The organism is Streptomyces sp. NPDC056883, from assembly GCF_042788835.1.
Lineage (GTDB): Bacteria > Actinomycetota > Actinomycetes > Streptomycetales > Streptomycetaceae > Streptomyces > Streptomyces stoeckheimensis.
Map to the genome: position 1 here is coordinate 217,238 of NZ_JBHUBS010000010.1, position 26,581 is coordinate 243,818.

Below are 26,581 nucleotides of genomic sequence, written 5' to 3' on the forward strand. Positions count from 1 at the left end.
CCGCCACAGGGGCTCGGTCCAGGCAGCCGAAATCCCGTGGAGCCCACCTGCGTGGCGTGGAATGATCTTCGGCGACCGCTGACTTGAGAGAAGGTTGAAAACGTGTACGTACCGCCATCTGCGCGAGCTCTCGATGATGACGAGCGCGAGCTCGTAGAGCTGGCACGCCGCACCATAGACGCGCATACCGACGCTGGGCCCGACGAAGACGGGATCCACACGATGGGCGCCGCGGTCATGGCCGCCGACTACCGGATGTTCGCCGGCGTGAACCTCTACCACTTCACCGGCGGCCCCTGCGCCGAACTCGTGGCTCTGGGAGCCGCACGAGCCCAGGGCGCCCGCCAGATGCGCTGCATCGTTGCCGTGGGAAACCACGGGCGGGGGGTCATCGGCCCGTGCGGGCGTGACCGACAGGTCTTCGTGGACTACTACCCCACCATGCGCGTCATCGTGCCCACGCCCGCGGGGCCCAGGTCCGTCCTCGCCGCCGACCTGATGCCGCTGACTCAGCGATGGACCCCAGAAGGCATGAACGGTCTCGACCCATCGCTCTACCAAGACCCCGAGACGGTCGGCCCTCAGATCATCCGGTTCAACCCCCGCTACCTTGAAGACGTCCGCTCCGGCGCCAAGACCAAGACAACCCGCTTCCGGGACCCGGCCCAGCTCGGTCCGGCGCGACTGGTCTTCGAGAGCGACCCCGAAGTCATCCTGCCGGCAAACGTGACCGACATCAGGCACTGCCTGGTCAGCGACCTCACCAACCAGGACGCCCAAGCCGAGGGGCTGGCGACCGCAACCGAACTCCGGGAAGGCCTCAAGGGCCACTACCCGGATCTGGCGGGAACCGACGGGGTCGACGTAATCACCTTCCAGATCAACGACAAGACAGGCGACGCCTAAACCGCTGAGACACCAGCGACGACCGGGCCGCAAGGTGACGACGAGCACGGGACCCCCGTCGCTTCAGGCAGCCCCGCCCAAGCCGGCACCGTCCGCCAGCTCGAGGAACTGCTCGTCGAGTGGGCTGCAGCCCTCCACGTGGGTCGCCCCCTGTCCCCTGCGGACATGGGCCAACTATCGGGCTCTGGCCGCGCTTCCGTGAAGGCTCCGCCTGTCGGCGGCTCCACGTGCTCGCTCCGACAGGTCCCCGCGCTGCTCAGGCCCAGTTTGGCCGCCACCACATGGGCGGGGGCCAGACCGTGCATGTGCTGGAGCACACCCCGGGACATCGGGGTGCCGGGGCTGCCCGCCCGGAAGCGGTCCTCGACAGCGGAGAGGCTCTGACGCTCCTTCGGTACGTGGATGATGGCACTGTGAACGGCCAAGAGTGCGGGGCCTTCTGCTGGTGGGGGACGGCGGCGGTCAGGGCGCGGTGAGCAGGAGCACCACGTTGTGCCCGCCGAAGCCGAAGGAGTGGCTGACGGCGGCGGTGACCCGCTGCTCGCGCACCGTGCCGGTCACGCAGTCGATGTCGTAGGGAGAGCCGGAGGCGCAACCGGAGCCGCCCGCCGCCAGGTTGGCGATCGGCGGCACCCTGGAGTCCCGGACGGCGAGTGCGGTGAGCGCTGCCTCCACTGCGCCGGCGGCACCGAGCGTGTGGCCGAGCACCCCCTTCGGGGCGGTCACGCTGGGGCCGTGCGGCAGGACGCGTGCGATGAGCGCGGCCTCGGTGCGGTCGTTGAGGGGGGTGGAGGTTCCGTGGGCGTTGACGTGGTCGACGTCGGCCGGGGACAGTCCGGCTTCGGCGAGCGCCGCCCGCAGGGCCGCCTCGGCGAACTCCCCGCCGGGGGAGGGCGCCGTCGGATGGTGTGCGTCCGAGGTGAGGCCGGCCCCGGCGAGGTGCGCGTACCCGCGCCGCCCGCGGGCCGCCGCGTCCGCCGGCCGCTCCAGTACGAGCACTGCGGCTCCCTCGGCGATGACGAAGCCGTCCCGGTCCGCCGCGAACGGCCTGGAGGCCAGGTCCGGCCGGTCCACTCGCCCGGACAGGGCTCCCATCCGGGCGAACCCGGTGGTGACCACCGGGGTCACGGCGGCCTCCGAGCCGCCGGCGATCGCGATGTCGCAGGCGCCGGAAAGCAGCAGGTCCCGGGCGACGGCCAGGGCGGTGGCCCCGGAGGAACAGGCCGTCTCGGTGGCCAGGGAGGGGCCGTGGGTGCCCAGGTCCGCCGACACCTCGCCCGCGGCCATGTTGGGGATGAGCATCGGAATGAGCGAGGGCGAGACCAGGTCGGGTCCCCCCTGGTGGTGGCGCAGGGTCTGGGTCTCCAGATGGGCGGCCCCGCCCAGTCCCGAGCCGATCACCACGGCGACGCGCGCCCCGTCCCAGGAGGCGGGGTCGAGCCCCGCGTCGGCGACGGCCTCCCGGGCCGCCAGCACCGCCAGCTGCGTGAAGCGGCCCATCCGCCAGGCCTTGCGGCCGCCGATGCTTCCCTGTTCGGCGGTCATGGCGGGGATCCGGCAGGAGAAGTCGACCGGGCAGTCCTTGAGCTCGGGATCGGTGTCCGCCGTCGCACGGCCCCGGAGCACTCCGGCCCAGGTGTCCTCGCGGCCGATCCCGGCCGGGGTGATCAGCCCCAGGCCGGTGACGGCAACGGCGCGGGGGTGCGCGGAGCCCGTCACAGGGCGTCCTGCTCGGTCCGCTTGGAGCGGAGTACGGCCGCGAGCTCGCCGATGGTGGTGCGCTTGGCGGCCTCGTGCTCCTCGACCTCCACGCCGAGCTCCTCCTGGAGGGCGAGGGCCAGTTCGGCGAGGGCGAGCGAGTCCAGGTCGAGGCTTTCCAGGGTGGCGTCGGGCAGGACGCTCTCGGGGGAGACTTCGAACTTCTCGGTGAGCACGGTGGTCAGGACGGTCTGGACCGGGGGCATGGCGTGGTGTCCTTCCGGGACGGGTGGCGACGGCGAGCGGGCAGGGTGGAGCGGCCAGGCGGCAGCAGGGAGTCGGAGCGTGAGCCTGGGCGGGGAGCCGGGGCCTGGTGGGGGAGCCCGGCAGCGTGAACCGGTGGCGTGAACCGGTGGCGTGACGAAGAGGTGGTGCTCAGGGCGCCGGTTCGATGCCGGGCACGGCACGGTCGAGCCTCGGCCAGAGCACGGCCGCCGACCCCCACGTGAGCCCGGCGCCGAAGGCGGTGAGCAACACCCTTTCCCCGGCGTGCAGTTCGCCGCGCGAGGCGGCGTCGGCCAGGGCGAGCGGGATGGACGCGGCGCCGGTGTTGCCGACCCGCTCGATGTTGGTCACCCGGCGCGGACCGGGGACGGGCAGGCGCTCCCCGACGGCCTTCACGATGCGGGCGTTGGCCTGGTGGGCGCAGAACCGGTCCACGTCCTCGGGTGACCAGCCAGCGTGCTTCAGTACGGTCTGCGAGGACTGGGTCATCCGGGTCACCGCGTGCTGGAACACCTCGCGCCCCTGCATGCGGAAGTGCCGGTCGCCGGGGCCGTAGGCGCCCGGGGCCGACCGCTCCCGGGCTCCGCCGCCGCGCACCTCGATCAGCTCGTCGCCCGAGCCGTCGCTGCCGAGGTCGAAGGCGAGGATGCTCCCCGGTTCCCCGGAGCGGCCCCGGCGGAGTACGACGGCACCCGCACCGTCGCCGAAGACGATGCCGGCCGCGTGGTCCTCGGGATCCAGGAGGGTCGAGTAGAGGTCGGCCGCCACGAGCAGGACCCGGTCCGCACAGCCGGACAGCAGGGCGCCGGCGGCGGTGGCGAGCCCGTACAGGAAGCCGCTGCAGGCCGCGTTCACGTCCCAGGCCGCGGCGCCGCCCAGGCCCAGACGGGTGGCCAGCTGCGGGGCCATGGCCGGCATGGGCCGGTCCGGGGTGGAGGTGGCCACGAGCACGGTGTCCACCGGAGCGCCGCCTGCCACGGCCAGGGCGCGCCGCCCGGCTTCGAGGGCGAGCTCGCCGGTCGAGACGCCGGGGCCGGCCCGGCGCCGCTCGCGGATCCCGGTGCGGCGGTGCACCCAGGCGTCGTCGACGCCCCAGGCCGAGGGGAGTCCGGCATTGGCGACCACCCGGGGCGGAACGTATCCGGCGATTCCCTCCAGCACCGCCGCGGGCGGGGCGGAACGGGTGGCCGGGGACGTCAACTGGTCTTCTGAGCAAGGCAGGAGGGAGGTCACGCACGTCTCTCAGGAGGGATCTCGGGGGAGCGGCACGACTGTAGGGCGGGTCAAGATCACGGCGGGCGCGGAGGCGCAGGAGAACGGATGCGCGGGACGTGCGGTTCGGCGGTATCGCCGCAGCTCAGGGGGTGGGGAGGGAGAAACGTTACGGCCGATGGGCCATCGGGGTATCGCCCCAAAGGCTGAACCGGGTGCGGCTGCTGAACGTGTTGCACGCACACTCCTCCCGGGCCGCTCCGTGGCACGCGATGCCGGGAGCGGCCCGGGGGAGGGGTCGGGCGTGAAGCGGCGCAGGTCGGGCGTCAGTCGACCTGGAGCTCGCCCATCCGGCTCCAGCCGGTCGCGCCCTCGATGGTGGTGCTGACGATCTCCGGCGTCCGGGTGACCAGGGGGCGCATGGTCTCCAGGGCCTTCCGGAAGTGCGCGGAGGTGACGTGCGCTTCGGCGGCGCCGTCCTGGAACGCCTCGACCAGTACGTAGGTGTCCGGCTCCTCCAGGCTGCGGGACCACTCGAACCACAGGTTGCCCGCCTCGCCGCGGGTGGCCTGCGTGAACTCCGAGACCAGCTCGGGCCACTGGTCGACGTACTCGGACTTGACGGGGAATTTGACCACAATGAAGATCATTCGAGCATTGTAGGCGCGAGCCTGCCGGGGCCTACGGCGCCGCCGCCGGCGCCGGGAACGCGGTGGCGGTGAGCGCCGACGCGAGCTCCTCCTTGCGCATCCGCTGGTCGACGTAGAGCAGGGCGATGACCAGCTGCGGGAAGCTGAACTGGAACAGCGCGCTGATGACGCCGCCGAGCAGCATGGCCGCGGCATAGATCACGAATCCGAAGACCAGGGTGCTGAGCTCCGGTGTGGGATCGCCCTCCCCCGGCAGGGTCGGGAAGAGTCCGAACATGCCGACGAAGCCGAACGGCATCTGGATGGCGTACCCCACGGCCATCGCCACGACGTATCCGAGCAGCGAAATGCCGAACACCCTCCACCAGCCGTCGCGGACCAGGTGCGAAGAACGCCGCAGGGCCGCGACGGCGCCCAGCCCTTCGCACACCGCCGCTGCGGGCGCGAGGCTGAACCGGACCATGAGCCAGATCGAGAAGGGCACGCTCAGGAGCAAGCCCAGGAGGAGCAGGCCGAAGGCGACCGGCGGGCCGGAGCCGTCCGGGTCCGTGGACGTGACGATCAGCGGGATGCAGATCGCGTACAGCACGAGCATCGGCCCGCCCGCGCTCAGTGCGGTGAGCAGTACGGTGCCCAGCACCGACGGCAGCCGCGAGCAACTGCGGCGCCAGAGCGAGCCGAAGGTCACGGTGCGGCCGAGCACCGCTTCCTGGATCAGCGCGGGGCACAGGGCGCTGAACATCGCGGCGCCCACCGTCATCGTGATGAGCAGCACCACGCCCGCCGGTACGAAGGACAGGAAGAAGGCCGCCACGTCCGAGCCCCGGGGGTCTTCCCCCGGGGCGAGATCGAAGACGGCGGAGAACCGGTCGTAGGCGACCGCGAAGGTGACGGCGAGGGTGGCGGCAACGAGCAGGATCCCGATCCCCTGTACGACGGCCATGACGCCGATCAGGGGCTTCCAGTACCGCCGGAAGGCCCCGAAGGCCCCGCTCAGCACCTCGCCCGTGTCGAGCGGCCGCAGCGGTATGACGCCGGGCTGTGGTGCGGGAGGCGGCATCCAGCCACCTCCCCACTGCGGCGGTACGGGCTGACCCGGGTGGTGACCCCACCCAGTGTGATGCGACATTGCTGTTCCCCCTCGAATGAAGGGATACGGTAACCCGCCCGCGAAAGCCCTGGCCAAAGCCCTGGCCAAAGACCGCAGTCGAGCCCCGCCGCCAAGGCCCCCGTCACATCCCTGCGGTCCTCAGCGGGCGTCCCGCGCGTCCCCGTCCAGGGGGACCACGAGCCCGATGCTTTCGGCCGCCACGGCGACGGCGTAGTCGAAGAACGCGGCCTCGTCCCGGACGCTGTCGTGGGTACGGCTGAAGACCTGGAACACCAGGAGTCCGATCAGGCTGCTCCAGAGCACGATGCCGCGCTCGATGACGTCCGAGTACGGTGCCGGGGGCAAGCCGCCGAAGGCCTCCACGGCAGCCGGCAGCAGCAGCGGCGGCCCGGGCACCGTCCGCCGGGGCGGGGTGAGTTCGCCGCCCTCCAGGGCCGCGCCCACGATGCGGGCGAGGACGCCGGGCGTGCGGGAGGCGGGCAGGACGGTGTCCTGCGGGGCGTGGTAACCGGGTACGGGCGATCCGTAGATCAGCGTGAACTCGGCGGGGTGGTCGAAGGACCACTTCCGCAGCGCACGCGTGACCGCGAGGAGCCGCGCACCCGCCGGTGCGCCGGCGCGGGCGGCGGCCTCGTCGGCCTGCTCCATGGCCGCGCCGGACGTGTCGTAGGCATCGATGACCAGCGCGGTCAGCAGGTCGTCCCGGTGCGGGAAGAGGGCCTGCACCTCGTCGGCGGCACGACCGCAGTCCTGGGCGACCGAGTCCGGGGACAGTCCTGCGCCGCCCAGCTTCAGCAGGTGCACCCGTGTGGTGTCTTTGATCAATTCTGACAGGATCGCAGCGTCGGATGTCGAATTCGTTGCGTAATCGTCCATGCCGAAACCGTACCTGCCGTCGACAACTGCCTTGCGTGCGGCCTCCGTAGGACACGGCGCCCGAGTGCGCTGATGTCGTCGTACGCCGCCCCGCCCCTGGTGCGTGAAGATCGCAGGTGGGTACGACCGCAGACGGAGGGCTCCATGGCATCCAGTGATACGGGCACGGATTCGGACCGGCCCGGCCGCATCGAGGCCCACGGCATCGACCACGTTCCCGACCGGGAACGCCACGGACGGGCCCGCGAGCTGTTCCCCGTCTGGGCGGCGGCGAACGTGAACTACCTGAGCATGGTGGTCGGCGGCGCCCTGATCCTCATGGGCCTGAGCCTGGGTCAGGCCGTCGCGGTCATCGTGGCGGGCAGCCTGTTCTGGGCCCCGATCGGCCTGCTCGCCGTCTCGGGACCGGCCTCGGGCACGCCGAGCGAGGTGGTCGCGCGGGCGATGTACGGCATCCGCGGCAACCGGGTGAACATCGCCGTCAACGGCTGGCTGCTCTGCATCTGCTACATCGCCCTCAACCTGGCCGCCGCCGCGGTCGCCGCCTTCGTCCTCGTGGAGAAGGCGGGCATCGACACCGACAGCGGTGTCAAGGTCGCCGTCGTGGTGGTCATCGCCGCCCTCACCCTGGCCATCGGCGTCTACGGACACGCCACCATGGTGAAGCTCTACCCCCCGATCGCGATCGCCCTCACGGTCACGTTCGCCGTCGTCGCCCTCTACGTGTGCACCCGCGCCGACCTCGGCCACCAGCCCGCGGAACCACTGGCCGGTGGAGCCCTGTGGGCCGCTCTCGCGGCCGGTCTCACGCTCATCGCCTCGGGACCGCTCTCGTACACCAACAGCGCGGACTTCTCCCGCTACCTGCCGCGAACGACCTCCCCGATGGCCGTCGCGGGCTGGACCGCGCTCGGCGGATTCCTGCCCGGCGTCCTCCTCACCTCACTGGGCGCCCTCGCCGCGACCGTCGTGGACATGGCCGAACCGCAGGCCGGGCTGGAGGGCATCCTGCCCTCCTGGTTCTCACCCGTGTTCCTGGCGGCGATCGTGCTCGGCACGATCGCCAACAACGCCATGACCGCCTACAGTTCCGGCCTCGCCCTCCAGGCCGCCGGCGTCCGGGTCCGCCGCTCCCTCGGAGTCCTCGTCGACGGAGCGCTCGGGGTCGCGGTGACCTTGTACGCGCTCCTCGTCTCCGACTTCCTCGACACGGTCGCCAACCTCCTCCAGCTGACCGTCGTCGTGCTCGGGCCCAGTACGGCGGTCTACGCCACCGACATCCTGCTGCGCGGCGGCCGCTACGACGGCCCCGCGCTCACCGACGAAACCCCGGGCAGCCCCTTCTGGTACACCGGGGGCGTCAACTGGGCGGGCGCACTGGCCCTGACGGCGGGCATCGCGGCCTCCGTCCTCTGCGTGGACACCCTGTACACGGGCCCCGTCGCCCGGGCCCTGGGCGGCGTGGACCTCTCCTTGCCCGCCGGGATCATCGTGTCGGCCTCCGTCTACGGGCTCCTGATGCGCCGTTCCCTCCGGGACCGGGCCGCCGCACCGCCGGCCTGACTGCCGACCCGGCGTCCCGGCCGGCCGATCGATCGATCCCCTCAGTCCACGCGCGGAGCTTCGAGGCGGCCGACGAGTTCCTCGACGAACGCCTCCAGGTGGGGCGGGCGGGCGCCGGTCCGGGTGGCGACGAACCACGTACGGGTCAGCGGCTTCGCACCCATGCGGACCAGGGCCAGATCGTGCGAGGCCGTGTAGGGGGAGGCCACCCAGTTGGGCAGGACGGTCAGGCCCTGACCGCCCGCCACCATCTCGATCACCAGGTCGGTCACCACCGGCATCGTGGTGATGCGGGCGGGCCGCGCCCCGGCGGGGATCGGCAGCGGCATCGACGGGATGCGCTTCTGGTCGTAGAAGTCGTAGAGGACCAGGTCCTGGCCGTCGAAGTCGCGGGCGGTCACGTGTGCGCGGGACGCCCACGGGTGCCCGGCGGGCACCACCGCCACCATCTCGTCTTCGAACAGCCTGGTCAGGGACACCCGGTCCATCTGCAGGTCCGGCTTGGTCACCAGGGCCACGTCGACCAGGTCGGCGAGCAGGGCCGGGATCGGGGCGTCGTCCGCGACGGTCTCGATCCGGACCTCGATGTCCGGCTCGCGCGCCCGGAAGGCGCGCAGGACCGGAGGCAGCCACGGGAAGGTGGTGCTGCACTGCGCGGCGAACCGCACGCGCCGGTCCCGGCCGTCGCGGAGCTCCCGCAGGTCGCGCGAGGCCGATTCGAGTTCGCCGAGGACGTGGCGGGCGGCGACCAGGAGTCGACGGCCGGCGGCGTTCGGGATCAGGCGGCGGCCCTTCCGGTCGAAGAGCGGCATGCCGAGACGGGCCTCGAGCCGGGTGAGCCGCTGGCTCAGCGCCGGCTGGCTGACGTAGAGGAGCTCGGCGGCGGCGGTCAGCGAGCCGGCCTCGGCCGTGGCCTCGAGGAGTTCCAGGTCGCGCAAGTCCACATCCATAACGCTGGATTATCACATGCTCCATATTCCGTCGTGGTGTTATGGATCGAGGGCTCCTAGGTTTTTGGTGTCGGCCACCGGAACTTCCCGGTCGCCGCCCACGAAAGGAACACCTTCCATGAGCGTCACCAGCACCACCACGGCCGGCGTCACCGGCACCACGACCGTCATCGTCACCGGCTCCTCCAGCGGGATGGGCCTCGACATCGCCCGCGCCTTCCTGGCGGCCGGCGCGAACGTCGTCCTCAACGGCCGCGACCCCGACCGTCTCGCCAAGGCCGCCGCAGGTCTCGGGCATCCGGAGCGCACCGCCTGCGTCGCGGGCGGCACCGCGGCCCGGGAGACCGGCGATGCGCTCGTCCGTACGGCACTGGAGCGCTTCGGGCGGATCGACGTCCTGGTCAACAACGCCGGCACCTTCGAGCCGAAGCCCTTCACCGACGTGACGGAGGACGAGCTCGACGGCTATCTGACGGGGAACCTCAAGGGCACCTACCTCACCACGCAGGCGGTCGTACGGGCCCTGCGGGCCCAGGGCCGGGGCGGCAGCATCGTCAACATCGGCACCGTGCTGGTGGACCACGCGCTGGCGGGCTTCCCGGCCACCGCCCCCGTGGTCAGCAAGGCCGGTGTGCACGCGCTGACGACGAGCCTCGCGGCGGAGCTCGCCGCCGACGGGATCAGCGTCAACCTGGTCGCGCCGGGCATCATCCGCACCCCCCTGCACGCGGGCGCCGACGTGGACTCCTACGCCGGCCTCGCCCTGCAGGACCGGGTCGGCGAGGTCGCCGAGATCTCCGACGCCGTGCTCTACCTCGCGAGCGCCGGGTTCGTGACCGGCCACGCCCTGCGGGTGGACGGCGGCCACGTCACCGGCCGCCGCATCTGAGACCGGCCCCTCCCTTCGCCGGGCATCCGCCGTTGCCCGTCAGCGTCAGCGTCACCGCCACACCGCGCCACCGCCACCGTCACCAGAAGAGGAATCCCCGTGCCGTACGTCAACGTCAAGATCACCCGTGAAGGCGCCACCGCTTCGCAGAAGGCCGAGATCATCGCAGGAGTGACCGACCTGCTGGTCAAGGTCCTCGACAAGGACCCGGCCACCACGTTCGTCCTCATCGAGGAGGTCGCCCTGGAGGACTGGGGCGTCGGCGGCGTCCCGACGGAGGAGTACCGGCGCCGCAACCGCGCCAACGCCTGACCCCCGCCGTCGGCCCTGTGGCCGGCCGAGGCTCCGTACGGCCGGCGATGCGGGTCAGGCCGGGCGCAGGTCGGCCGCGCACAGGTCCGGGCCGATGAAGGGCAGGAGCCGCACCGTGGTCCCGCTGGACTCCAGGAGGCCGTCCAGGACGCCCTGATGGACGGCGCACACGACCTCGGGCCGGGACCGGGCCAGCTCCCGGTACGGGCACGCGTCGAGCAGGACCCGACGGGTGCCGGGGTCGGGCCCCGCTCCGTCCCGGGGGGCGAAGCCCATCCGGGCGGCCGCGGCGAACACCCGCTCCGCCGCGGGCCCGCCCCCGGTCAGTCGGCGCCCCCAGCCGAGGCCGGCCTCGCGCGACGCGCCGGGGCCGCCTCCGACCGCCTCGGCCAGGGCCTGGGCGAGCTCCCGGAAGGGGCTGCCCGCCTCCTCCTCCCGGGGATCGGGCCGGGTGGCCGCGTACCGCAGTCGAGGGCGGCCCCGGCCCGGCCCGGCCGAGGCGGTGGCCGTGACCAGGCCCGCCCCGGACAGGGCGGCCAGGTGATGGCGGACGGTGGCGACCGAAAGCCCCGTGGCGGCAGCCATGTCATCCACGCCCAGCAGGCCGTCCGCCTCCCGCAGCAGGGACATCAGACGACCACGCGAGGGTACGGCCAGGGCGTGGTGGACCCGCTGGGCATCCACATCACGGGGCATTTCGGTCATGTATTAAATATAATCGATGCCCATTGCTTAAAAACTGCCCGTCTTTCCTCAGGTGCCCGTCCGGACGGTGAGGGACCACTCGTGCAGCACCCCGGCGTTCGAGGCGACCGAGTCGGCGATCTTGAGCTTCCAGCTCCCCGGCACGGCGTCGCCGATCAGCGGGGCGAGGAGGGAGGGCGGCTGTGAATCCAGGGTCACCCGCAGGTTCTTGGCGTCCCCGCCCGTGCGGTTGTGGATCACGGCCCGGCGCCCGCTCGGCGCCATGAGGACCACGCGCAGATCGCCGATGCGGGGGTGCTCGATGTCGAGCGTCACCGTCAGGTCCCGGACCGTGCCCTGGCCCTGGAGGGTGATCACGTCGGTCAGACCGCCGGCGTCGTCCTCGGGGATCACGGCGCCGGGCGCCGAGTCGCCCGTGACCAGCGTCCCCGCCACACCCTGCTCGCCCGTCCGGAAGGTGAGGACCGGGCCCGGCGCGGAGATGCCCGAGATGGTCAGCCCGGACTCGGTGCCGTCCCACCACAGGGACGCGGGGCGGCTGCTGTGCGAGACGGCGGTGCCGAGCGTGGGCCCGAACAGGTCCGAGCCGTCGCCCTGGTTGAGGTTGGTCTCCAGGTCCATGTGACCGTCCGCCTGGAGGAGCGCGCACTGGTAGTGGCCCACCGGCGTGCCGTTCTGGAACTCGTTCGATCCCTTGATGTCGCAGTGGTAGACGGCGAGCCCGCTGGAGGTGAGGCGGGAGTCGAAGCCGGTGCGGGTGCGGTTCTCGACGAGGTAGTACTCGATGTCGCGCCGCTGCGGGTTCTGGTAGATCAATGCCTCGTCGTACGCGCCCTGCCGGGCCTCGTGGACGCCGGGCAGGGAGAGGTCGACGTCGTGCGTCCAGTTCACGAGGCGCCGCAGGTAGACGCAGACCGCGGACGGGACGAACCCGTCGCCCAGGTTGTTGCCCGCGGCCATCGCGCAGTACGTGCCCAGTCCCGCGCTGGTGAAGTCGTCGCCCTCGCGCTCGGCCGTCCCGTAGTCGTAGAGGTCGGGCCAGCGGCACAGCAGGTGGCCGCTCTCGTGGCAGAAGGTGCCGATCCTCAGGTCGGAGGCCGTGTCGCCGATGCTCGTGACCGTATACAGGTCCGTCCGCACGCTGCCGATCTGCGCGGGGAAACGGGAGTTGTGCGGCCAGAGGTCCTCCCTGAACTCGGTCCGGCCCGCGTACATGATGCAGAGGGAATCGACGACGCCCCGGCCGAGCGAGTCGAACCGGCTGAAGTCCACACCGGCGTCGACGGCCGCCTGCAGCGCCTCCGGCACGAGCCGGCCCCGGTTCGCCTTGAGCCCGTAGGCGAGGCGGGGCAGGCTCAGACGGAGCGGGCCGACCACGGTGTTGGTGAAACGGAGCCGGCCCGTCGACATGGTGCGGAAGAACTCCTTGACCGAGCAGCTGTTGCCGTTCGCCGTGAAGTTCGGGCTGTTCAGCAGGGCGGAGACCTCGTCGACGGTGACCTCGGTGGGCTTGTCCGGGAAGTCGACGAGGATCGTCAGGCCCTGGACGTCGCCCTCGCTGAGGACGAAGCCGGGGAGCAGGCCCTGGTTGGGGCCGAAGGTCAGGAGGGTGTCCGGGTCGGTGGTGGCCCGGTCCTCCTCCGGGACCGTCTCCATCAGCCGCTCCTTCACCACGTCGCGCCGGTGGATCTGCCCTTCCCGCAGGTGCCGGGGCAGCCCGTCGGGCGCCGGCCGGGAGATCGGCGTACCGCTGGAGAGGAACCGGCGTTCGGCGCCGCCGCTGTCCGCCTCGGCGAAGCAGTAGAGGCCCCGGGCGTCGTCGTAGACGACCGAGTAGCCGTCGAGCGTCTCGTACCGTGCGTACTTGTCGTCGCCGAAGGCGACGAGCCGCACGTCACCGCCCTCCTCCTGGGCGAAGGTGAGGGTGTCGCCGAAGATGCCGCTCATCGCAAAGCGCCTCCCGGATCCGGGACCACGAGGGCTGTCGCCTTCAGTGTCCGGTGGATCCCGGGACGGCCACAGGGCAGAAGGGCCCACGCCGGACGGGGCAGGGTTACCCCGGCTCAGGAGGACGCGGTGATGAGGTCGTGGGTGAGGGCGAAGCGGGTCAGGTCGGCCCGGCGCCGTGAACCGATCTTGTCGCGGAGCCGGTCAAGGTGGGAGTGCACGGTGTGCTCGCTGATGCCCAGCCGCACGGCGATGCCGTGGTCGGTCTCCCCGTGGGCGACCAGCTCCAGGACCTGCCGCTCGCGGTCCGTCACGTGGCAGGGGGGTGCCGCGTCCGGTACCGCCCCTACGGCGAGGTCGGCGGAGACGTAGGAGCAGCCTTCGGCGACCAGCCGGATCGCGGCCAGCAGCTCGCGCTCGCCGGCCCGCCTGCTCACACAGCCGCGGGCTCCGGCGCGCAGCGCCGCCCGGGCGTCGTCCGGGGGGCCGGAGGAGAGCACCAGGACGGCGAAGCCGAGTCCCGACAGCCGTGCCACCACCTCCGCCAGGCATCCGGGCGACAGCCGGAGGTCGACGAGCAGGACGTCCCCGGCCAGCGCCTCCCCGCGCTCCAGTGCGGCGGTCACTTCGTCGACCGATCCCGCGCCGAGCGCGAAGGCCGGACCACCGGCCGTTTCGAGGACGCGGGCCACGCCGTGGCGCAGCAGCGGGCAGTCACCGAGGACGGCGACCCGTCCCGCGTCCGCACTCATGCGCGCCCCTCTCCCGCCGGGGTCCGCACCCGGAGGGTGCACCGCCCCGCCCCTCCAGTCTTGGCCCTGGGCGGCCGTCCGGCATGCCGGAGGGGTGCCGGAGGGCCCGTGCGTGCCCGTCCCCGCGGGGGCGGTTCCGGCGGACTGTTATCGTCCGGACATGCCCGAGCTGATCACACCCACCCCCCGTCTGCACGCCTCCTGGCTCGCCGCGCAGGCGGAATGGGGGCCCGACGCCCACATGGACGGCGCGGGGCTCGCCTCCGACGACGACGTGGACAGCCCGGAGGGCTTCGCCGCCTGGACGCAGCGGCTGCGGAGCTACGGGGACCGCACGGTGCCGCTCGAACCCGGACGCGTCCACGCCACGTACTGGTGGATCGCCGAGGGTGACGCCTACCTGGGCGCCATCGACCTGCGGCACTACCTGAACGGATTCCTGCTCGATGCGGGAGGCCACATCGGCTACGGCGTGCGCCCCTCGGCCCGCCGCCGCGGCCTGGCCACCTGGGCCCTGGGCGAGGTCAAGCACGAGGCCCGGCTGCTGGGGATCGACCGGGTGCTGCTCACCTGCGACCCCGGGAACCGGGCCTCGATCCGCACGATCGAGGGCAACGGCGGCGTGCTGGAGGACGTCCGCGAGACCCTGGTCGGTCCCAAGCGGCGCTATTGGATCGACCTCTAGCCCGCCACCGCGCCGCCGGATGGTGTGGGTGGGGCGGATGGGTGCGGGTGGTTCGGGTGGTGCGGGAATGCCGGCGCCGCGGGGGCCGGGCCCAGGGTGGTCGTGCCCGGAGCCGCACGGTGGCCCAGACCCGTGCGGTAGGCGTCCAGGGCCGCCTCGGTGCGGCCGGCCCGGCGCAGCAGATCACCCAGGAGCCGGCACAGGTCCGCGAGGTCGCCCGTCGCTCCGCTGCGCTCCAGCAGCGCCAGGGCCTGCACGTAGTGCTCCTCGGCGGAGTCGTACGCGCCGCGCTCCTCCGCCATGAGGCCGAGGAGCCGGTGCGCCCCGCCCGCGTGGACCGCGCCGTGGCTGTCGCCGAGGTCCAGCAGCGCCGAGAGCAGCCCGGCGGCCTCCTCGTACCGGCCGAGCCGGCGCAGTACGTCGGCCAGCTCGACCTCCACCTGCGCGGTGTACAGGGCCGCCCGCCCGGCCGAGAGCATGTCCCGGGCCGTGCGCAGTTCCCGCTCGGCGGAGGCCAGGTCCCCGTTCTGGGCGTGGACGTAGCCGCGCATCCAGTGGCAGTGCGCCAGATCGGTCCGCAGCTGTAGCTGCCCGTAGATCGCCTGGGCCTTGGCCAGGGAGGCGTCGGCATCGGCCACGCGCCCCTCCGTCAGGAACGTCCGCGCGACCTGCCGGTGCATGCCCGCCACCAGGGCCGGGTCGGTGACCCGGGGGGCCAGTGCCAGGGCGAGTTCGGCGGCGTGGGCGGCCCGGGCGTGGGCGCCCATGTCGATGTACGGCCCGATCACCGCGGCGTAGAGCAGGACCAGCGCCTCCGGGTCGGCCAGCCCGCTCGCCCCGAGCTCGTCGATGGTGGATTCGAGCAGGTAGCAGGCGTAGCGCAGTTCCCCGGCGAGCAGGTGCGCCACGGCGCGGCCGCGGATCGGGCGGGCGCGGCGGGGGAGCGGCTCGTCGGCCAGGAGTCGCTCGGCCGCCTCGAAGTAGCCGATGGCGGAGGGGAGTTCACCCGTCTCCAGGGCGCAGTCGCCGAGTCCGAGCAGCGCCCCGACCCGTTCGTCCGTCAGCCCGAGGTCCTCCGCTTCGGCGAGCAGTCGCCGGTAGTGGACGGCGGCCTCGCCCGCGGCGCCGGAGGCCAGGATCTGCTGCGCGTCGGTGAGGGCCAGGCGTAGTTCGGTGGCCAGTCCGGCGGGGCGTCCGGTGGCCAGCTCCTCGTAGGAGGTGCCCAGCCGCCCGGCCAGGTAGCGCAGTGCGGCCTCCGAGGGGCGCACCTTGCCCGCCTCCAGCGTGGAGACGTAGGCCGGGGTGTAGGCGGGCTCCGCCAACTTGCGCTGTGTCAGGCCGAGTTCGGTGCGCATGCGCTGAACCCTGCGGCCGATCTCGGCCGGTTCGTCCATGGGATCCCCCTGGTTGCTCGAACTGCCCAGTATTCAGGGGCGGCAGGGCATTGCGCACCCGTCGTGCGCCGCCTAATTTAAGCAACCGATTCACTGCACTTACATCGTGGCTTAACTCCCGCCAGCACAGGAGGACTTCATGCACCACGTCAGACGCCCGGCCGCCCCGCGGGCGGTCCTGCGGGCAGCCGTCGCGGCGGCCTGCGCGACCGCCGCGCTGCTGGCCGCCGGTCCCGTCCGCGCGGCCGACGCCCCGGTCGCGCCCCGGCTGGTGGTGGAGATTCCGGGTCCGGAGCAGGGTGATGACGCCGGATCGGGCCACACCCGCGTGCCCGCACGGGGCGACCGGCCGGCCGGGACGGCCGCCCGGCTCTCCGAAGCGGACCGCGCGGCGGACGGCGAGGTGGTCAAGCTCGTCGACAACGGCCCCACCGCCGACCGGCTGGACGTGGTCGTCGTCGGCGACGGCTACACGGCGGCCGAGCTGGCGAAGTTCCACACCGACGCCCGGGCGAAATGGGCCGAACTGACGGCCGTGGAGCCGTACGCCACGTACCGCAACCTCTTCAACGTCTGGACGGTCGACGCCGTCTCCCGGGAGTCGGGCGTCTCCGGCGACCCCGACCGGACGACCGTCCGCGATACGGCCCTCGGCGCGTACTTCTGGTGCGAGGAGATCGAGCGGCTCCTGTGCATAGACCAGCCCAAGGTGGACTCCTACGTGGCCAAGGCGCCCGAGGCCGACCTGGTCATCGTCCTGGCCAACAGCGCCAAGTACGGCGGCGCCGGCTACAACGAGCCCAGCGCCACACTCGGCTACGAGGGCATCTCCACCGCCTCGTCGGACAACGCCAAGTCCGGCCAGGTCGCCATCCACGAGACGGGCCACTCGCTCGGCAAGCTCGCCGACGAGTACTTCTACCCCGGTGTCCCGGACTACGAGAAGTACACCGGGCCCGAGCCCGCCGAGTCCAACACCTCCACGCTGCCGGCCGACCGGATGGCCGCCCGGCGGGCCAAGTGGCACCGCTGGCTGGGCGAGCCCTCGCCGGACGGTGGCACCGTCGGCGCCTACGAGGGCGGCGGATACTTCGTCACCGGGCTCTACCGGCCCACCGACAACTCGTTGATGCGGGTCCTGGGCAAACCCTTCAACCTGCCCGGGGTCGAGGCGATGATCGCCGGCTTCCACCAGCACGCGAGGACCGTCACCCCGCTCACCCCGACGGACCGCACCCTGCGGACGCGGCACACCGCGAAGGCGGCCGTACCCCGCCTCACCGGCAGTGACGGCCGCCAGCTCGCGGTGCGCTGGTACCTCGACGGCCGGGAGGTCAAGCGACTGGCGGGCCGGACCGAGGTGACGGTCGCGGAGCTGCGGCTCCCCGACCTCCGCACCCACACCCTGTCGATCACCGCAGAGGACCGGACCCCCTCGGTCCGCGACCCGGAGATCGCCCGCACGCTCCGCTCCACCGTCGGCTGGACCGTCCGCCGGTAGGCAGGGGCAGGGGCGGCCGCAGTCACGACGGCGGGGCGGGAGCCCACCGCTCCCCCGCCGCCACCCCCGCACCCCCTTCACGGGGTTCTCGGCTAACTCGTCCCCTGGTGAGTCTGCGGGGGCGCCCGCCCGGTCGCCGCTCTGCGGCAGGCGGCGCAGGGCCACGGCCACGGCGGCCGCCGTGTAGGCGCACAGCACCCCCACCCCGGCCCACCAGGGCAGCGGGAAGTACCCGGCGGAGGGCGCGTAGTGGGCGGTGACCTGCGGATACTCCACCAGGGTCTGCTGGACGGCGAAACCGGCCGCCGGAGTCACCCGGAGCAGCCACTGCGCGAGTTCGTCGCTCAGCAGGGGGACGGTGCTCACGGCGTACGGGACCACGACCGCCGAGACGGCCACGAGCACCGCGAGCAGGCGGCGCCGGAGCACCGCGCCGAGGGCCAGGGCGAGCACGGCCGTGAGGGCGAGCGCCGCGGAGACGCCGACGACCACCCGCGCTCCGGTGAGGGCGGACAGCCCCACGACGGGAACCCCGTTGGACTTCAGGACCGCGACGCCGACCGGAATCGCGATGCCCACGGCGAGCAGCCCGGTCACGAAGGTCACGGCTCCCACGACGACGGCCCGCGCCCCGAACACCGCCCGGGTGAGCGGCGCGCCGTCCCCCGGCTGCCGGCTGCCGGACCCGCCGCGGGCGAACCGCACGGCCACCACGAGCACGATGAGCAGGGCGAGGCTCAGGCCGCTCAGCATCCCCTCCACGGGGCGGCCGCCCGAGGTCGCCGCGGGCGCGATGTCACCCGCGCCGGTGACGGTGACCGTGCCGTCCTTCTCCACCGCCCCCGAGGCCTGGTGGAACTTCTCCCAGTCGGTGGAGTTCATCTCGCCGACCGTCCCGGACTGCCAGCTCCCGCCGGCGGCGGCGCCCTCCAGGCCGATGTGGTCGAAGGAGCCGGCGGCCTGGGTGAAGCGCACCTGTTCCGTGACCCCGCCGAGGCGGCCGACCGGACGCAGCGTCAGGTCGCCGGGGGAGGTGGCGAACATCCCGACCTGCGCGGTGTCGGACAGCCCGGCGAGCTTCACCGCGGCCACCTCGACCCACCGCTCGCCGTCGGAGGACTCGTAGCCCGTGACGGTGTCGCCCGCCCGGGTCAGCCGCAGCCACACCGGCGCCTTCTCCGAGACGGAGCCGCCGTTGACGGAGCTCCCGGCGATGTCCCGGCCGTAGTCGTACTGCATCCGCACGCCGTGGTCGCCCGTGACCATCAAGGCCGCGTACGAGGACCCCTGGCGGACTCCGTCCTTGATGATGATCCCGGCCTTCGCCCACGGCACCAGGCCCGGGACGATCTGGTCGTGGTGGGGCGGCGGATAGGTGATGGTGCCCGTCATCGACGTCATCCGGACCGTGATGCCGCCCTCGCGCGGCAGATCCCGGTGCATGAAGGCGAACTGGTCGCTGACCGCGCTGCCGTCCGGACCGGTGGGGTCGACCGGGCACGGGCCCGAGCAGGACGCGTGGTTGCCGAACGCATAGAGCAGCCCCAGGGCGAGGACCATCAGGGCTGCCGTGACCAGGGCGATGAGCCGGGCCGGACGCAGGAAGCGGGTCCACTCGCGCCGGAGGAGTTCGTTGTGTGTGAGCATGCTCCGGTTCTACGCAGCGGCCCGTAACGCGGTCCGAACCGTCGCTGTCATGACGCTGTTAGGTGCCGCGGGGCATGCTGGACGCCATCGGACGGGACGGGGAGAGAAGTCATGGCCAGACTGCGGAGCAGGACCGTCGGACGGCGGTTCACGATTCTCTACGCCACGGTGTTCCTGCTGTCCGGGATCGGGCTGATCGCCCTGATCTACCTGTTCTCCCGCTCGGACCTGGCCCTGTCCGTTCCCGGGCAGCAGCCGCCCGGCGGGCCGGCCACGGGCGTCGCACAGCACGTACTCGATCTCGAACGGCAGCTCGCGGACGTACACGCCCAGCAGTCCAGGCAGCTCCTGTTCGGGTCGCTGATCGCGATCGTCGTGATGGCCGCCGTCTCGCTCCTGCTCGGCCGGATCCTCGCCGGGCACGTCCTGCGCCCGCTGCGCCTGATCACCGCGGCCACGCGGCGGATCTCCGCCGACACCCTGGACCAGCGGCTCGCCGTGGCCGGGCCCGACGACGAGGTCAAGGAGCTCGCGGACACGGTGGACGGCCTCCTGGCGCGCCTGGAGGCCTCGTTCGCCGCGCAACGCCGCTTCGTGGCCAACGCCTCGCACGAACTGCGCACCCCGCTGACGACGATCCGGGCCTCGCTCGACGTGGCCGTGGCCAAACCGCAGCCCGCGGCGCAGACCGTCGCGCTGGCCGGCCGGGTGCGTACCGAACTCGACCGGGTGGACCGCCTGCTGGAAGGATTCCTCGTGCTCGCCCGGGCCCAGCACGGAGTCCTCCCCGACCGGGTTCCCGTCTCGCTCGCCGAGCTGGCGGGAGAGGCGCTGGCCGCCAGGGCCGCCGCCGTCGCGGAGCAGGACCTGACCGTCGAGGACGGGCTGACTCCGCAGGCGTGGACGCGGGGCAGCCCGGCGCTGCTGTCCCGGCTGGTGCAGAACCTGATCGACAACGCCATCGTGCACAACCGGCGGGGCGGCTGGATCCGGATCGCCACCGAGGACGGCGCCGGCACGTACGGCACGGGAGCGGACGACGTCTCCTGGGCCCGCCTCGTCGTGGAAACCGGCGGGAGCGTCCTCGACCAGGGAGAGGTGGACCGGCTGACGCAGCCGTTCGAGCGGCTCGGCACCGACCGGACCGGATCGCAGGAGAGTTCCGGTCTGGGGCTGTCCATCGTCGCCGCCATCGTCTCCGCGCACGGCGGCCGTCTCGACCTCCGCGTCCGGCCGGAAGGCGGTCTGAAGGTGACGGCCGCGATGCCGTCGGCGGAGGCCCCGGACGGCCCGGACGGCCCGGTCGGCCCGGACCACCTGATCGGGGGGACGCCGTGAGGATCCTGGTCGTCGAGGACGCGCGCTCGCTCGCGGAGGTCGTCGCCGAAGGACTGCGCGACCAGGGCATGGCCGTCGACCTCGCGTACGACGGGCTGGCCGCCGCCGCCAAGCTCGACGTCAACGCGTACGACGTGGTGGTCCTCGACCGGGACCTGCCCGGCATCCACGGCGACACACTCTGCCGGATGATCACGGAGCGGGAGGACCGCGCGATGGTGCTGATGCTGACCGCGGCCGGAGCGCCCGGCGACCGGGTCAGCGGCCTCACCCTGGGCGCCGACGACTACCTCGCCAAACCCTTCCACTTCCCGGAACTGATCTTGCGCATCCGCTCCCTGGCCCGCCGCAGGCCCGCGGCCCGGCCCCGCACCCTGCGCGCCGCCGGAATCGAACTCGACCCGGTGCACCGCACCGCCCTGCGGGACGGCACCCGCCTCGAACTCTCCGTCAAGGAGTTCGCCGTCCTGGAGGCCCTGCTCCGGGCCAGTCCGGGCTTCCTGAGCGCCGAGGACCTGCTCGAGCAGGTGTGGGACGAGAACGCCGACCCGTTCACCAATACGGTCGCGGTCACCGTGGGCCGCCTGCGCCGCAAGCTGGGCGGCCCCCAGATCATCACGACGACCCCCGGCGTGGGCTACCGCATCGCCGCTCCCGATCCCGCACCCGCCTAGAGGGGGTCGAGCTCTCCCAGCCCCAGCGTGCGCAGGGTGTGGTTCGCCATCCGCAGGTGACCGACCGCGTTGGGGTGGGCGGCGTCGTCCAGCCAGGAGATCGGGTCCGACGTGCCGTGGTGCTCCAGCCAGTGGGCCTCGTGGTCGACGAGCAGCGCGCCGGTGTCCTTCGCGATCTCCCGTACGGCCCGGCAGTACGCGGGGAGCGCCGCGCGCCGCTCCCGGCCCGCCAGGCCGACCAGCACCGGGGTGTGCAGGACGACCTGCGTCCGCGGAGCAACTCCCGCGATGATCCTGCGCATCGCCTCGTGGAACTCGGGGAGTCCCTCCTCGCCGTCGATGCAGTCGTTGGTGCCGAGGGACACGGACAGCACGTCGGGGTCGAACCGGCCGACGAGGTGGTCGTGGACCGCGAGGACGTCGGCCGCACCCCATCCGGAGACCCCGGTGTTGACCACGATGTCGGTGGGCCGGTTCAGCTGCCACCGGATCCGCTCGTGCACGTGCTCGACCCAGCCGCGGGCTCCGTGGGTGTGCAGCACGGCCTGGGTGATGCTGTCCCCGGTCGCCACCCAGGTCATGGGGCTCTCCGTCAGCCGGATCATCGGTGCGTCCCTTCCACGTCCGGTCGCCGCGCGCCTCCGTCGACCGCGGTGCCCCGTCGAGAGGTCATGCTGCCCGCCCAAGATCATTCGTACAATGCCTGCCGGCCGGCAGGGCCGCGCGGAGCGGGACGGATAATGGCACGGCACGTACCGAGCGGAGAGTTGAAGAAGCGATGACGCTGAACGAGGGCCGGCGGGTGAGGCTGGCGGCCGACACCCGGCTGACCGACTGGGTCGCGATGACGGAGGACCCTTCGGGTTCGGCGGGGGCCGTTGCCGGTTCGCTGTCGCTGGCGGCGGGCACCGAGGGCACCGTGGTGCGGGTGGTCGAGCACGACCGGCAGACCGAGGAGTCCCGCGAGTACGAGAGGCTCAAGTCGCTCCTCGACGCCTACGGCTCGGGCATGCCGGCGGAGAGCAAGAAGCAGCTGGAGGAGAAGGTCGCGGGCCTGGAGCCCGCGTGGGACGCCTACCGTGCGGAGCCGCTCCGGGTGACCGTCCGGGTGCGCTTCGACAACGGCTTCATCCTCGACGACGCGCGCGAGGACGTCTTCGTTCCCGCCTGACGGGCCTAGGGCCGACAGGCCCTAGGGAGCCAGGGCCGCGTCGACCGCCGCCTCGGCGTGCAGCCGGGCGGTGGGGAAGAGCGGTACGGGGCTGTCCGCTGGACCGATGAGGAGCTCGATCTCCGTGCATCCCAGGACGACTCCCTCGGCGCCCCGGGCGACGAGGTCCTCGACGACCCCGCGGTACGCGGCGCGCGATTCCTCGCGGACGACGCCGAGACAGAGCTCCTCGTAGATCACCCGGTGCACGAGCGCACGTCCCTCGGGACCGGGGACGAGCACGTCGAGCCCGCCCGCGGCCAGGCGGCCGCGGTAGAAGTCCTGTTCCATCGTGAACGCGGTGCCCAGGAGCCCCACCCGGCGCAGTCCGGCGCCGCGGACGGCGGCGGCCGTGGTGTCCGCGAGGTGCAGGAGCGGGACGGAGACTGCGGCCTCGACCGGGTCCGCGACCTTGTGCATGGTGTTGGTGCAGATCAGCAGGAGCTCGGCGCCCGCCGCCTCCAGCGACCGGGCGGCATCGGCCAGTACCTCGCCGGCTTCCTCCCAGCGGCCCTGGACCTGCAACCGCTCGATCTCCGCGAAGTCCACGGAGTAGAGCACGCAGCGGGCGGAGTGGAGTCCGCCGAGGCGTTCGCGGGTCCGCTCGTTGAGGATCCGGTAGTACTCCGCCGTCGACTCCCAGCTCATACCGCCGATCAACCCGATCGTCTTCATGGAGCGATCATAAGGGGAAATTCGCTATGACTGTCCACTCATAAGTCAGCCTTTGGGATCCTGTGGGCGGGGCTCCACTGCGTCGAGGACCCGGTGCAAGGGCCGGCGCAGCGCCACGGCGACGGGCCGGGGATCCGTGCGGGCGTAGGCGGCCAGCCCGTCGCGGGCGGCGGCCACGGCGGCCGCGGGATCGTTTCCCGACAAGGCGTCCTCGACGGCCCGCGCGGTGAGCGAGGCCAGTTCGGGAACCCGGAGCCGGGCCCGCGCGAGCTCGGGAGCGAGCTCGTCGCGGCAGGTGAACGCGTCCACCTCGCCGGCCAGGGTCGCCACGTGCACGGCGAGCCCGTCGGCGGTGGCGATGCGCTCGGCCCGCAGGCGTACGGTGCCGCGCTGACCGCGGCGCAAGGGGTTGAACCGCAGGGCACGTTCGGCCTCACGGGCGCGCGCGGCGCCCGCGTGCACCGCTTCGACGTGGGCGTGCACCCGGGCGAGATTGTCGCGGGCGGCGGCCGGACCGCCGCCCAGCACCGCCGCGGTACCGGTGAGGGAGCGGCTCAGGCGCGCGGCGCAGTCGCCGGCGACGGCCGCCAGGACGCGCTGGGGGTCGGGCGGCCACAGCAGCGGGGCGAGGAGGATGGTGACCGCCGCACCCGCCGCGGTCTCCCAGATGCGGTCCAGTGCGTAGGCGTCGGGCGAGGTGTTGGCGAAGACCAGCAGCGAGGACAGCGCGACCTGGATGTTGCTCGTGCCGCCGGCCCGCAGGACCATGCCGACGCCCAGGCCCAGGGCGACCACCAGGGCCAGGGTGAGGGGGGAGGGCTGCCACAGGTTCAGGACGGCGATCGCGATCAGCACGCCCGCCACGACCCCCAGGATCCGCTGCAGCGAGGTGCCCAGGGCCGTCATCGGATCGCCGCGCAGGGCCACCAGCGGGACCATCGCCGCGAACACCGGCGGCTGGTCGGCGCCCAGCCACAGCGCGGCCTGCCAGGCCACGGCCACGGTGACGACGATCCGGGCGGCGGCCGGCCCTTCGGTGCGCAGGAGCTCCCGGGCCCGCCCGGCCCGCCCGTGGCGGTGCGCCGTGGCGGCGCCGAGACCGGTCATCCGTGCTCAGCCGCGGTGGATGCGGTCGTCATGGGAGCCCCGATCGCAGGTCGAGTGGGGTGGGACGGTGTCGGATGCCGGCCCCGGCCGGGACCCGGCGCGATCCGCCGCCATCGTCGCCCGCACCGCTCAGCGCTGCCACCCGGAACTCGCGCGGTAGCCCGGTCCGCCCGCCGCCGGCGGGACGGCCGGGTACCAGGGGGAGGAGGCCGGACGGCTGCCGAGGGGTTCGGAGCCGCCGGGGGGAGCGGTCGTGACGTGCAGAGCGGCGTCCAGGCCGAGAACGGCGGCGACGGCCGTGCCGTCCTGCGCGGTCAGGGCCGCCGGGGCGCCCGTGTAGTGCATCTGGGACTCGTACCAGGACGGTCCGCCGTCCGTGTTCGCCACGCCGACCGTGCCCGCGCCCGCGCGGCCCGCGAGCAGGCCTCCCGCGGCGCCGACGGAGCCGTAGCCTCCCTCGCCGCCCACCTCGGTGACCGGGGAGAACTCCGGTACGGGCCCGCCCGCGGTGGCCAGGCTCGTGGCGACGGTACCCGTGCCGGGGTGGCGGAAGTACAGGGCGACGCCGTCGCCCTTGGCGCTCGCCGAGAGCGGCCCGGTGGTCGTCGGCAGCCCGGTGGGGACGGGGGCGCCGAACGGGGCGTCCGGGGTCTCTTGGACCCAGGCCAGCACGCTCTGGGCCGTGGCCGCGTACACGTGGCGGCGGCCGGCCGCGTCCGTCGCGGTGACCGGGTCGCCCCGCAGGCCGGAGCCGCCCAGGGACTCCCACGCTCCGAAGGGGCCGTCGGGCACCGCCTGCGTGCCGGCGCGCAGGGTGCGCTGGGAATCGCGTACGTAGACGGTCATCCGGCCGGTACGGTCCACAGCCACGGCCGGTGTGCTGATCGCCGAGGTGCCGGACAGGTCCTCCGTGTCCGGGGTGCCCAGCGACAGCAACGGGCCGAAGGCGCCGTCGGGCGCCGCCTGGACGGAGTACACGAGCTCGCGTCCGTACTCCTGGGGCGTGGTGCCCAGCGTGGTGCGGGTGCCGAAGACCGCGACCCTGCCGTCGGGGAGCCGGACCGCCGTCGCTCCCGTGTCCATCCCGGTCCCGGCGAGGAACCGGGGCCCCTGCCAAGGGGCGTTGGGGCCGCCGCGCGACCAGTAGGCCATCCGACCGTCCAGCACGCCGAAGGCCCACAGCCGGCCGGACACGCCCTCGGTCATCCAGGAGGTGACTTCGCCCCGGCCGTAGCGGATGGTCCGGTTCCAGCCGGAGCCGGCGGGTCGGGTCGCCGTCTTGCGGTCGCCGCACCCGGCGGGGCTGCCGCACCAGTTCTCGTGGTCGGACCAGGCGTAGGTCTTGAGGTAGCCGAGCTTCTCCTCGGCGGCCTGCGGGTCCAGCACCGGGGGCAGGGAGCTGTTCGGGTAGCTCACGTAGTTCTGGACCGAGAAGTGCGGCCGGTCCGTGGATTTCGCGTAGCGCTCGGCGGCGGCCTGCACGAAGCGGGCGCCGTATATGTGGTCCTGGTGGTCGAAGAAGACGCCGCCGCCGCCCACCCGGCCGGGGGTCGGGTCCTGGGTCCGTATGGTGGTCGGCCGGTACAGGGCGAGGACCCCCGCGATGGCCTCCACGACCTGGTCCTTGTCGTACGAGAACCCGGGCTTGACCGGCGTCCCCGAGCTGAGCTGGGCCTCCAGGGCCGGGACCCGGCCGTCCCACAGTCCGCGCAGGCTGTCCGGGCTGTCCCCGGAGATGGTGCGGGCCTCGCGCAGCTGCATCCACACCAGATTGACCTCGGGCCGCGCCACGAGGACGTCCACCTCGGCGCTCCCGCCGCCGACGGTGGGTATGGAGCGGCGCTGCCAGGCGCTGGTGCGGTCGCCGGTGGCCATCTGCGCGTAGGCGGCCCGTATGCCGTTCTGCCGGGCCTCCGCGTACGCGGCGTGGTCGGCGGGGCCCGCGGGGTCCTGCAGATGGGGGCTGTGGGCCTCGTTGCGGCCGTCGGACTCACCGGAGGTGAGATAGACGGTGGTGACCTTGATGCCCGTCGATATGGAGCGGCTCAGGTCGGGATTCATGAAATAGAGGTCGTCGTCGGGGTGCGCGACGACCTGGAGGACCGCGCCCTCGGTCACGCTCGGGCGGCGCGCCGCTTCGGGGGCCACCGACTCCGGCGTCGTCCCGTACCCGTAGGCCCAGGTCGTCACGCCGACGGCGCCGACGGTGAGCGAGGCGAGCAGGCCCGCGATGCGGGTGCGGCTGGCCAGGGACATCTGCAACGCCTCGGGGCTCGGTCGGTCGGGTGCGGAACTGGGCTGCGGGGCGGGTCCGTGCCCCGTTGGCCCCACCGCTTTCCGGAGACGACCGGGCCCGATTATGCCTCGCGCGCGTGCGCCTGACACACCGTCGGGTCGAATATCGGGGGGTATGGGGTATCTCGGATTGATCATACGAATCGATGTGGTTTGTCCGGATAGGTCGCGGGTGAAATCGCGTCACATGCCCATCGGT

25 protein-coding genes are annotated in these 26,581 nt (G+C 72.9%); 10 read left to right on the forward strand and 15 right to left on the reverse strand.

Features of this window, described 5'->3' with window-relative positions; all coding sequences use genetic code 11:
* The first annotated feature begins 102 nt into the window (after positions 1 to 102).
* Entirely contained in the window at positions 103 to 906 is an 804-nt protein-coding gene (locus tag ACFRU2_RS24535) for an ASCH domain-containing protein (RefSeq protein WP_382975602.1), read from the forward strand.
* A gap of 462 nt (positions 907 to 1,368) precedes the next feature.
* On the opposite strand, the gene ACFRU2_RS24540 is transcribed toward ACFRU2_RS24535, so the two are convergent.
* The 6 genes from ACFRU2_RS24540 to ACFRU2_RS24565 form a co-directional block, all read right to left on the reverse strand.
* The gene (locus ACFRU2_RS24540) at positions 1,369 to 2,625 is read right to left on the reverse strand and encodes a beta-ketoacyl-[acyl-carrier-protein] synthase family protein (protein WP_382975604.1); all 1,257 of its coding nucleotides are present in this window, start codon (positions 2,623 to 2,625) and stop codon (positions 1,369 to 1,371) included.
* On the reverse strand, positions 2,622 to 2,870 hold the full coding sequence (locus tag ACFRU2_RS24545) for a phosphopantetheine-binding protein (protein ID WP_382975606.1): 249 nt from the start codon (positions 2,868 to 2,870) through the stop codon (positions 2,622 to 2,624). The genes ACFRU2_RS24540 and ACFRU2_RS24545 overlap by 4 nt, the downstream gene beginning before the upstream one ends.
* A 169-nt stretch (positions 2,871 to 3,039) precedes the next feature.
* Positions 3,040 to 4,089, reverse strand: coding sequence for a beta-ketoacyl-ACP synthase 3 (locus ACFRU2_RS24550; RefSeq protein WP_382975608.1), 1,050 nt, complete (start codon positions 4,087 to 4,089; stop codon positions 3,040 to 3,042).
* Between the two features lie 338 nt (positions 4,090 to 4,427).
* Positions 4,428 to 4,751, reverse strand: coding sequence for a putative quinol monooxygenase (locus ACFRU2_RS24555; RefSeq protein ID WP_382975610.1), 324 nt, complete (start codon positions 4,749 to 4,751; stop codon positions 4,428 to 4,430).
* A gap of 31 nt (positions 4,752 to 4,782) precedes the next feature.
* Positions 4,783 to 5,811 carry an oxidoreductase gene (locus ACFRU2_RS24560; protein WP_382975612.1) on the reverse strand — a complete coding sequence of 343 codons (1,029 nt, stop codon included), beginning with the start codon at positions 5,809 to 5,811 and terminating at the stop codon, positions 4,783 to 4,785.
* Between the two features lie 189 nt (positions 5,812 to 6,000).
* Complete coding sequence (locus tag ACFRU2_RS24565; protein WP_382975615.1) at positions 6,001 to 6,738, reverse strand: TetR-like C-terminal domain-containing protein; 738 nt, start codon at positions 6,736 to 6,738, stop codon at positions 6,001 to 6,003.
* Positions 6,739 to 6,882: 144 nt separating this feature from the next.
* On the opposite strand from ACFRU2_RS24565, the gene ACFRU2_RS24570 reads away from it, so the two are divergent.
* Positions 6,883 to 8,301 (forward strand): purine-cytosine permease family protein, encoded by a 1,419-nt coding sequence (locus ACFRU2_RS24570; protein WP_382975617.1) that lies wholly within the window; start codon positions 6,883 to 6,885, stop codon positions 8,299 to 8,301.
* Between the two features lie 41 nt (positions 8,302 to 8,342).
* Here the strand turns inward: ACFRU2_RS24570 and ACFRU2_RS24575 are convergent, their stop codons facing one another.
* Complete coding sequence (locus ACFRU2_RS24575; RefSeq protein WP_382975619.1) at positions 8,343 to 9,251, reverse strand: LysR family transcriptional regulator; 909 nt, start codon at positions 9,249 to 9,251, stop codon at positions 8,343 to 8,345.
* 118 nt (positions 9,252 to 9,369) lie between these two features.
* On the opposite strand from ACFRU2_RS24575, the gene ACFRU2_RS24580 reads away from it, so the two are divergent.
* Positions 9,370 to 10,140 carry an SDR family NAD(P)-dependent oxidoreductase gene (locus ACFRU2_RS24580; RefSeq protein ID WP_382975622.1) on the forward strand — a complete coding sequence of 257 codons (771 nt, stop codon included), beginning with the start codon at positions 9,370 to 9,372 and terminating at the stop codon, positions 10,138 to 10,140.
* A gap of 99 nt (positions 10,141 to 10,239) precedes the next feature.
* Positions 10,240 to 10,452, forward strand: coding sequence for a 4-oxalocrotonate tautomerase family protein (locus tag ACFRU2_RS24585; protein ID WP_382975624.1), 213 nt, complete (start codon positions 10,240 to 10,242; stop codon positions 10,450 to 10,452).
* Between the two features lie 54 nt (positions 10,453 to 10,506).
* Here ACFRU2_RS24585 and ACFRU2_RS24590 read toward each other — a convergent pair whose 3' ends face one another.
* From ACFRU2_RS24590 to ACFRU2_RS24600, 3 genes are all read right to left on the reverse strand, one after another.
* Complete coding sequence (locus ACFRU2_RS24590) at positions 10,507 to 11,157, reverse strand: helix-turn-helix transcriptional regulator (protein WP_382975626.1); 651 nt, start codon at positions 11,155 to 11,157, stop codon at positions 10,507 to 10,509.
* A 48-nt stretch (positions 11,158 to 11,205) separates the two neighbouring features.
* Positions 11,206 to 13,104: a M6 family metalloprotease domain-containing protein gene (locus tag ACFRU2_RS24595; RefSeq protein WP_382975628.1), complete on the reverse strand. Its 1,899-nt coding sequence runs from the start codon at positions 13,102 to 13,104 to the stop codon at positions 11,206 to 11,208.
* A 116-nt stretch (positions 13,105 to 13,220) separates the two neighbouring features.
* Positions 13,221 to 13,856: a response regulator transcription factor gene (locus tag ACFRU2_RS24600; protein WP_382975630.1), complete on the reverse strand. Its 636-nt coding sequence runs from the start codon at positions 13,854 to 13,856 to the stop codon at positions 13,221 to 13,223.
* Positions 13,857 to 14,016: 160 nt separating this feature from the next.
* Between ACFRU2_RS24600 and ACFRU2_RS24605 the strand changes: the two genes are divergently transcribed.
* Positions 14,017 to 14,541 carry a GNAT family N-acetyltransferase gene (locus ACFRU2_RS24605; RefSeq protein ID WP_382975631.1) on the forward strand — a complete coding sequence of 175 codons (525 nt, stop codon included), beginning with the start codon at positions 14,017 to 14,019 and terminating at the stop codon, positions 14,539 to 14,541.
* Here ACFRU2_RS24605 and ACFRU2_RS24610 read toward each other — a convergent pair.
* Complete coding sequence (locus ACFRU2_RS24610; RefSeq protein WP_382975632.1) at positions 14,538 to 15,935, reverse strand: tetratricopeptide repeat protein; 1,398 nt, start codon at positions 15,933 to 15,935, stop codon at positions 14,538 to 14,540. The two genes, ACFRU2_RS24605 and ACFRU2_RS24610, sit on opposite strands and share 4 nt — an antisense overlap.
* Before the next feature lie 139 nt (positions 15,936 to 16,074).
* Here ACFRU2_RS24610 and ACFRU2_RS24615 point away from each other — a divergent pair, with 139 nt between their 5' ends.
* From ACFRU2_RS24615 to ACFRU2_RS24630, 4 genes are all read left to right on the forward strand, one after another.
* Positions 16,075 to 17,436 carry a M64 family metallopeptidase gene (locus ACFRU2_RS24615; protein WP_382975634.1) on the forward strand — a complete coding sequence of 454 codons (1,362 nt, stop codon included), beginning with the start codon at positions 16,075 to 16,077 and terminating at the stop codon, positions 17,434 to 17,436.
* Between the two features lie 535 nt (positions 17,437 to 17,971).
* Positions 17,972 to 18,562 (forward strand): hypothetical protein, encoded by a 591-nt coding sequence (locus ACFRU2_RS24620; protein ID WP_382975636.1) that lies wholly within the window; start codon positions 17,972 to 17,974, stop codon positions 18,560 to 18,562.
* A gap of 632 nt (positions 18,563 to 19,194) precedes the next feature.
* Positions 19,195 to 20,421, forward strand: coding sequence for a sensor histidine kinase (locus tag ACFRU2_RS24625; protein ID WP_382975638.1), 1,227 nt, complete (start codon positions 19,195 to 19,197; stop codon positions 20,419 to 20,421).
* Positions 20,418 to 21,095, forward strand: coding sequence for a response regulator transcription factor (locus tag ACFRU2_RS24630; protein WP_382975640.1), 678 nt, complete (start codon positions 20,418 to 20,420; stop codon positions 21,093 to 21,095). The genes ACFRU2_RS24625 and ACFRU2_RS24630 overlap by 4 nt, the downstream gene beginning before the upstream one ends.
* Here ACFRU2_RS24630 and ACFRU2_RS24635 read toward each other — a convergent pair.
* Entirely contained in the window at positions 21,092 to 21,700 is a 609-nt protein-coding gene (locus tag ACFRU2_RS24635) for an SGNH/GDSL hydrolase family protein (protein ID WP_382975642.1), read from the reverse strand. The two genes, ACFRU2_RS24630 and ACFRU2_RS24635, sit on opposite strands and share 4 nt — an antisense overlap.
* 173 nt (positions 21,701 to 21,873) lie before the next feature.
* Between ACFRU2_RS24635 and ACFRU2_RS24640 the strand changes: the two genes are divergently transcribed.
* Positions 21,874 to 22,266 (forward strand): hypothetical protein, encoded by a 393-nt coding sequence (locus ACFRU2_RS24640; protein WP_382975644.1) that lies wholly within the window; start codon positions 21,874 to 21,876, stop codon positions 22,264 to 22,266.
* Between the two features lie 21 nt (positions 22,267 to 22,287).
* Here ACFRU2_RS24640 and ACFRU2_RS24645 read toward each other — a convergent pair whose 3' ends face one another.
* The 3 genes from ACFRU2_RS24645 to ACFRU2_RS24655 all read right to left on the reverse strand — a co-directional run bounded on the left by ACFRU2_RS24645 (position 22,288) and on the right by ACFRU2_RS24655 (position 26,343).
* The gene (locus ACFRU2_RS24645; RefSeq protein WP_382975646.1) at positions 22,288 to 22,980 is read right to left on the reverse strand and encodes an aspartate/glutamate racemase family protein; all 693 of its coding nucleotides are present in this window, start codon (positions 22,978 to 22,980) and stop codon (positions 22,288 to 22,290) included.
* A gap of 45 nt (positions 22,981 to 23,025) precedes the next feature.
* The gene (locus ACFRU2_RS24650) at positions 23,026 to 24,087 is read right to left on the reverse strand and encodes an aromatic acid exporter family protein (protein WP_382975647.1); all 1,062 of its coding nucleotides are present in this window, start codon (positions 24,085 to 24,087) and stop codon (positions 23,026 to 23,028) included.
* Positions 24,088 to 24,216: 129 nt separating this feature from the next.
* A complete protein-coding gene (locus ACFRU2_RS24655; protein ID WP_382975650.1) occupies positions 24,217 to 26,343 on the reverse strand; it encodes a PIG-L family deacetylase in 2,127 nt (708 codons plus the stop codon).
* Between the last annotated feature and the right edge of the window lie 238 nt (positions 26,344 to 26,581).